Source organism: uncultured Fenollaria sp., from assembly GCF_934202865.1.
Lineage (GTDB): Bacteria > Bacillota > Clostridia > Tissierellales > Peptoniphilaceae > Fenollaria.
On record NZ_CAKPYL010000052.1, the window covers coordinates 1 to 9394 of the forward strand.

Annotated in this window: 9 protein-coding genes and 1 riboswitch; all 9 genes read left to right on the forward strand. The window is 35.4% G+C overall.

From position 1 onward, the window contains the following. The first annotated feature begins 31 nt into the window (after positions 1 to 31). The gene (locus Q0E71_RS05690) at positions 32 to 850 is read left to right on the forward strand and encodes a Cof-type HAD-IIB family hydrolase (protein WP_294796904.1); all 819 of its coding nucleotides are present in this window, start codon (positions 32 to 34) and stop codon (positions 848 to 850) included. A gap of 9 nt (positions 851 to 859) precedes the next feature. Then, a complete protein-coding gene (locus Q0E71_RS05695) occupies positions 860 to 1327 on the forward strand; it encodes a tRNA (cytidine(34)-2'-O)-methyltransferase (protein WP_294796905.1) in 468 nt (155 codons plus the stop codon). Between the two features lie 8 nt (positions 1328 to 1335). After that, positions 1336 to 2937 (forward strand): Na/Pi cotransporter family protein, encoded by a 1602-nt coding sequence (locus Q0E71_RS05700; RefSeq protein WP_294796908.1) that lies wholly within the window; start codon positions 1336 to 1338, stop codon positions 2935 to 2937. 110 nt (positions 2938 to 3047) lie between these two features. Further along, positions 3048 to 3146, forward strand: a riboswitch (glycine riboswitch). A gap of 145 nt (positions 3147 to 3291) precedes the next feature. Further along, positions 3292 to 4242, forward strand: a complete 951-nt coding sequence (gene trxB / locus Q0E71_RS05705) for a thioredoxin-disulfide reductase (RefSeq protein ID WP_294796918.1) — start codon at positions 3292 to 3294, stop codon at positions 4240 to 4242. A 44-nt stretch (positions 4243 to 4286) separates the two neighbouring features. Then, positions 4287 to 4601: a thioredoxin TrxA gene (locus Q0E71_RS05710; protein WP_058260295.1), complete on the forward strand. Its 315-nt coding sequence runs from the start codon at positions 4287 to 4289 to the stop codon at positions 4599 to 4601. A 55-nt stretch (positions 4602 to 4656) separates the two neighbouring features. After that, positions 4657 to 5943 carry a glycine/sarcosine/betaine reductase component B subunit gene (locus Q0E71_RS05715; protein ID WP_294796911.1) on the forward strand — a complete coding sequence of 429 codons (1287 nt, stop codon included), beginning with the start codon at positions 4657 to 4659 and terminating at the stop codon, positions 5941 to 5943. 38 nt (positions 5944 to 5981) lie between these two features. Next, complete coding sequence (gene grdA, locus Q0E71_RS05720; protein WP_294796913.1) at positions 5982 to 6455, forward strand: glycine/sarcosine/betaine reductase complex selenoprotein A; 474 nt, start codon at positions 5982 to 5984, stop codon at positions 6453 to 6455. 37 nt (positions 6456 to 6492) lie between these two features. Continuing rightward, positions 6493 to 7803 (forward strand): glycine reductase complex selenoprotein B, encoded by a 1311-nt coding sequence (gene grdB, locus Q0E71_RS05725; protein ID WP_294796915.1) that lies wholly within the window; start codon positions 6493 to 6495, stop codon positions 7801 to 7803. Between the two features lie 119 nt (positions 7804 to 7922). After that, positions 7923 to 9394 (forward strand): glycine/sarcosine/betaine reductase complex component C subunit beta (grdC, locus tag Q0E71_RS05730; protein WP_294796917.1); only part of this gene is annotated, 1472 nt, incomplete at its 3' end.

Here is a 9394-nt window from a genome sequence, read left to right on the forward strand (position 1 = left end):
CTTCAAATAGTGACGATGCGGTGATGCTACCATGATGGATATAAAAGTACTTGCCTTTGACATGGATGGAACTTTACTAAATAGTGAGAAAATGGTAAGCAGAGGCACTTCGCTAGAGCTTGAAAGATTAAATGAAAATGGAGTAGAGATAGTTTTATCAAGCGGTAGACTTTATAAGTCAATCGAAGCATATTCAAAGATACTACCATTTAAAACATCTATAGTAGCGACAAACGGTAGCGTTGTTACTGACAGTGAGGGCAGAAGAGTCTATGAAAAACCTATCGATACAGATGCATTTATAAAAGTAGTGAACCTGCTTTATGACTACAAGATGAATTTCCATTTTTATGGAGTAAATGAGTTCTACAGACTTAAAGGAACTACATCCTTAAACACTTACTCTAGAGTTCCTAAAAATATTAAAGATACTATTGACATAATTGAATATAACAATATAGAAGAGCTTAGAAAATCATGTGAAAGCAATTCTTATTTCAAGGTTTTACTAGTTGAAGAGGATGAAAATTATTTAGAAGAGATAAGAGATGAGTTAAAGAAGATATCTGGCGTAAAAATATCAAGCTCTTGGACTAATAATATTGAGATTGTTCCAGAAGGGGTAAATAAAGCTAAATCACTTAAGTATTTATGTAAGAACTTAGGTTTAAGTTTAGATAATTTAATGTCTTTTGGGGACAATAATAACGATATAGAGATGATTGAAGAATCAAAAGTCGGCGTTGCTATGAGCAATGCAACAAATGAACTAAAACAAAAAGCAGATTTCATAACTGATTATGATAACGATCATGACGGAATTATGAAATTTTTGAAACAATATTTTTAGGAGGAGCTCATGGCGATAAACATAGTATTACATGAACCAGAGATACCACACAATACTGGGGCCATAGCGAGAACTTGTGTGCTCACTAATTCTAGACTTCACTTGATTAAGCCTTTTGGTTTTGATCTAAGTGACAAATACCTTAAAAGAGCGGGGCTTGATTATTGGAAGTATCTGGATCTGACAATTTACGAGAACCTAGATGATTTTTTTGAAAAGAATAAAGATGCAAATTTTTATCTAGCAACAACAAAGAGCAAAAATATATACTCTGATGTTAAATTTAAAGATGGCGACTTTATATTTTTTGGTAAAGAAACAGCAGGACTGCCAGAGGACTTGATTAATAAATACATTGACAGAGCAATAAGGATACCAATGATTAAGGACTTAAAAAGATCCTTAAACCTAGCAAACTCTTGTACAGTTATTTTATACGAAGCCCTTAGGCAATTAGATTTTATGGAACTGGTATAGGTGATTTTATGGATTATGTATTAGGACTTATGGGCGGCCTAGGTTTATTCCTATACGGAATGAGTCTTATGGGGGATGGACTTCAAAAGGCAGCAGGAAGTAAATTAAAAAAGATTATCAGTGCGTTAACTAAAAATACTTTTATGGGTATATTAGTTGGCACAGTAGTAACTATGATAATACAGAGCTCTTCAGCAACTACAGTTATGGTTGTCGGCTTTGTAAATGCTGGTTTAATGAACTTATATCAAGCAGTTGGAATAATATTCGGAGCAAACATAGGAACAACAATTACTGGTCAAATGCTTGCTTTAAATATATCTAGATATGCACCTATAGCAATATTTGTTGGTGTACTACTATTCATGCTTGGTAAAAAGAAAAAAATTAAGAGCTATGCAGAAATTATTTTAGGTATAGGTATACTTTTCTTTGGTATGTCAGCGATGGGTGCGGCAATGAAGCCATTAGGAGAAAGCACTGTATATGCCAATTTGATGGCAAAACTAACTAATCCGTGGCTAGGAATGTTGGTAGGTATTGTTATGACAACTATACTACAGTCATCATCAGCTGCTCAAGCGATTATATTGGCGCTAGCATCACAAAATATTATTAATATGCATATAGCCTTTCCTATATTATTTGGACAAAACATAGGCACAACAACCACAGCACTTATTTCAAGTATTGGAGCTAGTAGAACAGCTAAACAAGCAGCCTTTATACATTTTATCTTTAACGTCTTTGGTTCACTAGTATTTATGCTTGTATTAAAAAATCCTGTTGAATCTTATGTTGTTAATAACTTTAGTCAAACGACAACACAAATTGCCATGGCTCATACATTCTTCAACGTAATCAACGTTTTATGGATGATGCCGTTATCTAAAATACTAGTTAAATTGGCTCAAAAGTTAATACCGGAAGGTGATGATAAAGCTGATAAGCACGCTATACATCTAGATTACCGTATACTTACTACACCAGGTCTAGCCATTGAAACAGTTATAGATGAACTAACAAGAATGAACGATTTAGTTCTTCAAAATATAGATGATTCAAGAGACTTATTAATTAATAAAAAAGGCGAATTAATGGACGTTATTTATGACAGAGAAGAGCTTATTAACAGTCTACAAAAAGAAATTATTGATTATTTGGTAAAAGTATCAACATCTGGACTATCTAAAGAGCAACACGAAACGGTCGACGATTTATTCTTCATTGTAAATGATATAGAGAGAGCCGGAGACCATGTTAAAAATATTACTCAGCTAAGTGAAGAAAAAACTAACATGGACATACACTTTACACAAGAAGGTAAAAACGAATTAAATGAAATGTATGACTTAACATATAAAGCATTTACTATGACCATGGATGCTTATAGATCTATGTCAGAAGAAAAAGCATATGACATAGTAAAGACTGAAAAAGAAATAGATATTTGCGAAGAATCATTCAGAGAAAAGCATTTTAGAAGACTTATGACAAACGAATGTGAAGAGGAGCAAGGCATTATCTTCTTAGATACAATATCTAATCTAGAAAGAATAGGCGACCACGCAGATAACATTGCTGGATATATATTAAAACATTTTGAATAATTAAGTCATTTTCTTCATAAATTGTTTTAATTCAGTTATAAAAAATTAAAATACAGAAAGACTTGAAAATTTATACTATTTGTAGTATAATATATTTAGTAAAGAACTGGACGACAGATGCGGGAGAGAACATATGTCACCGAAGGGTAAAGAATTTAAGCTCACTACTTAAATTCAAAAGTCTCAGGTAAAAGTACCGCATTTTGACAGTACTCTGGAAAGCTTATAGCACCGATGGAGCAATCTTGTTTAAGAGAATCTCACAGGTTAAAGACAGAGAACAAGAGTGGCTTGTTTTCTGTTTTTTATTTTACAAGCAAATTTGTTATTAAACAATATGTAGTATAAGGAGGTATATCATTAATGTATGATGTAATTATTATTGGAGGGGGCCCTGCAGGACTAGCAGCTGGCTTATACGCTTCAAGAGCAAGACTTAAAACTCTTATCCTAGAAAAGGAAAAAGCTGGTGGACAAATAGTTATAACTGATGAAGTTGCTAACTATCCTGGTTCTGTTGAAGAAGCTTCAGGCCCAAGCCTAATTAAGAGAATGAAAGATCAAGTAGACAGCTTTGGTGCTGAATTCGTTTTAGATACTGTTGAAAAACTAGAATTAAACGATAAAGTTAAAAAAGTTGTTTGCAAAGACAAAACTTATGAAGGCAAAACTGTTATAGTTGCTACAGGTGCTACACCAAGAAAAATTGGTTGCCCAGGCGAAGTTGAATTTACAGGTAGAGGCGTAAGCTACTGCGCAACTTGCGATGCTAACTTCTTTGAAGATATGGAAGTTTATGTAGTAGGTGGTGGAGACTCAGCTTTCGAAGAAGCTATGTACTTATCTAAATTTGCTAGAAAGGTTACACTTGTTTACAGAAAAGGTAAAGAAGAAGCACGTGCAGCTGAAAGCATTAAAGAAAAAGCATTTAAGAATCCAAAGCTTGATTATATCTGGAACGCTACTGTTGTAGAAGTAAAGGGTGATGGAATCTTAACAAGCATAGTTCTTGAAGATACAAAAACTAAAGAACATCGCGAAATATTTGCTGACGAAAACGACGGAACATTTGGTCTATTCGTATTCGTAGGATATATTCCAAAGAACGATATTGTTGAAGGCATCCTAGATATGGAAGGCGGCTATATCGTTACTGATGTAAACATGCACACAAACATCCCTGGAGTATTTGCAGCTGGAGACAACAGAAAGAAAGAATTAAGACAAGTTGTTACAGCAACTGCAGATGGAGCTATAGCAGCTACACAAGCAGAAAAATATATTAACGAAAACTTTGCAGACTAATAGTCTAAGTATATAAAGTAAAGAAATTTTAAGGAGGAATCGTAATGTTAGAAGTAACAAAAGACAATTTTGAACAAGAAGTTAAACAAGCTGAAGGCTATGTATTAGTGGATTTCTGGGGTCCTACATGTGAACCATGCAAGGCTTTAATGCCACACATCCACGCAATGGAAGAAGAATTTACAAACGTTAAATTCACTTCATTTGATATTTCAAAAGGTAGAAGATTAGCAATCGGCGAAAAAGTTATGGGCTTACCAGTAATTGCTATTTACAAAGACGGTTCTCAAGTAGACTCAAGAGTTAAAGAAGACGCTACTAAAGAATCAGTTAGAGAAATGTTAGAAAAATATAACTAAAGTTTATTTACTATTTTATAGTTAAATATATTCAAATTTTAAGGGAGGTGAGATTATGCGTCTAGAAATAGGCAACGTGCTTATTAAAGATGTTCAATTCGGCCAAGAGACAAAGGTAGAAAATGGAGTTTTATATGTAAATAAAGAAGACATTATCAATCTTTGCAAGGAAGATGAACATATTAAATCCGTAGACGTAGAAATCGCTAGACCGGGAGAAAGTGTTAGAATCACACCGGTTAAAGATGTTGTTGAACCAAGAGTTAAAGTTGAAGGACCTGGCGGAGTATTCCCTGGAATTCTTTCAAAAGTTGACGTAGTTGGTTCAGGTAAAACAAACGTTCTTAAAGGTTGTGCAGTAATGACAACAGGTAAAATTGTTGGTTTCCAAGAAGGTATTGTCGATATGACAGGACCAGGTGCTCAATATACACCATTCTCAAAAACTAACAACATTGTAGTTATTGCTGAACCAATTGATGGTTTAAAGCAACACGAACATGAAAAAGCTCTAAGATATTGTGGATTCAAGACTGCAGCTTACTTAGCTGAAGCAGCAAGAAACTTGACTCCAGATGAAACAGAAGTTTATGAAACACTACCTTTAATGGAAGGTGCTGAAAAGTTCAAAGGACTTCCAAGAGTTGCATATGTTCAAATGCTACAATCTCAAGGACTTCTACACGACACATACGTTTATGGTGTCGATGCAAAGCAAATAGTTCCTACAATTTTATACCCAACTGAAGTTTTTGATGGAGCTATAATTAGTGGTAACTGCGTATCATCATGCGATAAGAACCCATCTTATGTACACATGAACAACCCAGTTGTTAAAGAATTGTACAAAGAACACGGTAAAACTATCAACTTTGTTGGTATGATTATCACTAACGAAAACGTTTATCTTGCAGATAAGGAAAGAAGTTCAAACTGGACTGCTAAATTAACTAGATATCTAGATCTTGATGGAGCTGTTGTTTCACAAGAAGGTTTTGGTAACCCAGATACAGACTTAATCATGAACTGCAAGAAGATCGAAGGTCAAGGCGTTAAGACTGTAATTATTACAGATGAATACGCTGGTAGAGACGGTGCTTCTCAATCGTTAGCAGACGCTGATAAGGCTGCAGATGCAGTTGTAACTGGCGGTAACGCTAACCAAGTTATTGAATTACCTAAGATGGACAAAGTTATTGGTCACCCTGAATTTATCGATACAATCGCAGGTGGATTTGACGGTTCATTAAAAGAAGATGGTTCAGTAACAGTTGAAATCCAAGCTATAACAGGAGCTACTTCTGAAGTAGGTTTCGGATATTTAACAGCAAGAGGCAAATAATTAATAAAAAAATAAAAATAGGAAAGGAGAGTTTTTGAATGTCAATATTTAATGAAAATTCAAAAGTTGTTATAATTGGCGACAGAGACGGTATTCCTGGTCCTGCTATGGAAGAGTGTATCAAGACAACACCTGCAGAAGTTGTATTCTCAGCTACTGAATGTTTTGTCTGAACTGCTGCAGGCGCTATGGACCTAGAAAACCAAAACAGAGTAAAAGAAGCCGTAGATAAATACGGTGCAGAAAACATTATAGTTTTACTTGGTGGAGGAGAAGCTGAAACAGCAGGCTTAGCAGCTGAAACTGTTACAGCAGGTGACCCTACATGGGCTGGTCCTTTAGCCGGAGTCTCGTTGGGACTTAAGGTATACCATGCATTAGACCCTGAATTTAAGGAAAGTGTTGATGCAGGCGTTTATGACGAACAAATAGGCATGATGGAAATGGTATTAGACGTAGATGCTATTACTAGTGAAATCAAAAATATAAGAGATGAGTACACTCAATATTAATAGTGCCCAAAAATTTTAGTAAAAGGGGGGAAATATGATGAGTAAATTAAGAGTAGTTCATTATATTAACCAATTCTTTGCCGGTGTAGGTGGAGAAGAAAAAGCTGATATAAAACCTTATGTTGAAGAAAAGGTTATGGGTCCTGGTATGGCTTTAAACGGCCAATTCAAAGGAGAAGCTGAAATTGTTGCGACTATAGTATGTGGTGACTCATATTTCGGAGAAAACATTGAAGAAGCAAAAGCAGCTATACTAGAAATGGTTAAAAAATATGAACCGGATCTATTCATCGCAGGACCTGCATTTAACGCAGGAAGATACGGTGTAGCTTGCGCTACAATTACTGACGCAGTACAAAATGAACTTGGCATCCCAGCAGTAACTGGTATGTACGTTGAAAACCCAGGTGCTGATATGTTCAAGAAATCTGTATATATAGTAAGCACAAAGAACAGTGCAGCTGGTATGGTTGATGCTGTTAAGAAGATGGCTCCATTAGCTCTTAAACTAGCTAAGAAAGAAGAAATCGGTACTCCAGCAGAAGAAGGATACATCGAAAGAGGAGTAAGATACAATCTTTTCGCAGAAGAAAGAGGAGCAAAAAGAGCTGTAGATATGATGATCAAAAAGTTAAAAGGCGAAGAATTCGTTACTGAATATCCAATGCCTAACTTTGATAGAGTTGATCCAAATCCAGCCGTTAAGGATATTACTAAAGCAACGATAGCATTAGTTACTTCTGGTGGTATTTGCGCAAAAGGAAACCCTGATCACATAGAATCATCATCAGCTTCTAAATACGGAAGATATGATATTACAGGCTTAGATGCATTCACAAGTGAAAATGCTGAAACAGCTCACGGTGGATATGACCCTGTATATGCTAACGAAGATCCTAACAGAGTTTTACCTCTTGACATCATGAGAGAATTTGAAAAAGAAGGTAAAATTGGAAAATTATACAATGCTTATTTCACAACAGTTGGTAACGGTACTGCCGTTGCAAATGCTAAGAAATTTGCTGAAGAATTCTCAAAAGAATTAGTTGAAAACCATGTTGACGCAGTTATATTAACTAGTACCTGAGGTACTTGTACACGTTGCGGTGCAACAATGGTAAAAGAAATCGAACGTGCAGGAATCCCTGTAGTTCACATGTGTACAGTAGTTCCAATTTCATTAACAGTTGGTGCTAACAGAATAGTTCCAACAATAGCTATTCCACATCCACTTGGAGATCCAAAACTTGATCACAAGGAAGAAGTTTCTCTAAGAAGAAAGCTAGTTGAAAAAGCATTACATGCTTTAGAAACTGAAGTTGATGGACAAACTGTTTTCGATAAATAATTATTTTAGATAATTATACTCGCCCTTTTAATTAAGGGCGAAGTACATAATTAGTTTATGTCATAGTTATGCTATGTTATAGATAATTCATAATAAAAAAATATTACGGAGGTGTATGGATGAATTATTCAGTATTAAAGGGTGCAGCTTATGTATTATTGCAAGCGCCTGATATGGTAATCCACAATGGAACTACTCAAACAACAGAGAGAACTCTACATCCAGATTCAGAGTATCTAAAGGCAGTTCCAAAACATTTAAGAAGTTTTGAAGACTGCGTTAATTATTTACCTAACCAAATTTATATAGGTAATGAAGTGCCTGAAAAGTTAAGAGAAGTGCCTGAACCATGGCATGAGCATTTATTAGAAGGTGCTGATAGACATGGCAAAAAGGGTGAAATTCTTCCGCAATCAGAACTTATCGGTATGATGAAAGTTGCTGACGTATTTGAATTAGTATTTTTAACTAAAGAATTTACTGAACAAGTAAAAAAAGAATTTGAAGAACATCCGCTAATAAAAGAAGATCTAATAAAGAGATTAGGTGAAGGAACTGAATTAGCAGAAATTGAAGGCTTAATCAATGATCACGGCGCTGAAGCAATCATGAATGAAGACAAAGTCGTTGGTTGTGTAAAGAGAGCTCATGATGTTGACCAAAACTTATCAGCTCACGTAATGTTTGAAAACTTAGTAGTTAAAGCATCAGGTATATTTGCTGCTTTAAACTGTATAGAAAAGAACCACATCGATCCTGAATCAATTGAATATGTAATTGAATGTTCCGAAGAAGCATGCGGTGATATGAACCAAAGAGGTGGCGGTAACTTCGCTAAATCTATAGCAGAATTAACTGGCTTAGTAAATGCATCTGGTTCAGACGTTAGAGGTTTCTGCGCAGCTCCAACTCACTCTTTAATTTCTGCTTCATCATTAGTACAAGCAGGTACATTTAAGAATGTTATGGTAGTTGCTGGTGGTTCTAGTGCTAAATTAGGTATGAACGGAAGAGACCATGTTAAGAAAGAAATGCCTATTATAGAAGACTGTGTTGCAGGATTTGCATTTATTGTATCTCAAAATGATGGTGAACAACCAATTATCAGAACTGATATAGTTGGTAGACATACAGTTGGAACTGGTTCATCACCACAAGCTGTAATAACTTCTCTAGTTACAAATCCGCTTACAAAAGCTGGGCTTAAGATTATTGATGTAGATAAATATTCTGTAGAAATGCAAAACCCAGATATAACTAGACCAGCTGGAGCTGGTGACGTACCTGAAGCTAACTTTAAAATGATAGGAGCTTTAGCGGTTAAGAATGGTGAAATTGAAAGAACTGCACTTCCTGATTTTATTGTTAAACATGGTATGAAGGGTTGGGCACCAACTCAAGGTCATATTCCATCAGGTGCACCTTATCTTGGATTTGTTATTGACGATATCAAGAGCGGAGCTGTTAACAGAGCTATGATTGTTGGTAAGGGAAGCTTATTCTTAGGTAGAATGACAAACCTATTCGACGGTGTTTCTATAGTAATCGAAAAGAACCCAGGAAAGGTTAGCGAAGAAGGCGCAGCATCTGA

What these genes read in the sequence shown, in the direction of transcription:
- Q0E71_RS05715 (WP_294796911.1), top strand. Translation starts at nt 4,657, where the DNA reads ATGCGTCTAGAAATAGGCAACGTGCTTATTAAAGATGTTCAATTCGGC.
- Q0E71_RS05700 (WP_294796908.1), top strand. Translation starts at nt 1,336, where the DNA reads ATGGATTATGTATTAGGACTTATGGGCGGCCTAGGTTTATTCCTATAC.
- Q0E71_RS05695 (WP_294796905.1), top strand. Translation starts at nt 860, where the DNA reads ATGGCGATAAACATAGTATTACATGAACCAGAGATACCACACAATACT.
- Q0E71_RS05690 (WP_294796904.1), top strand. Translation starts at nt 32, where the DNA reads ATGATGGATATAAAAGTACTTGCCTTTGACATGGATGGAACTTTACTA.
- Q0E71_RS05710 (WP_058260295.1), top strand. Translation starts at nt 4,287, where the DNA reads ATGTTAGAAGTAACAAAAGACAATTTTGAACAAGAAGTTAAACAAGCT.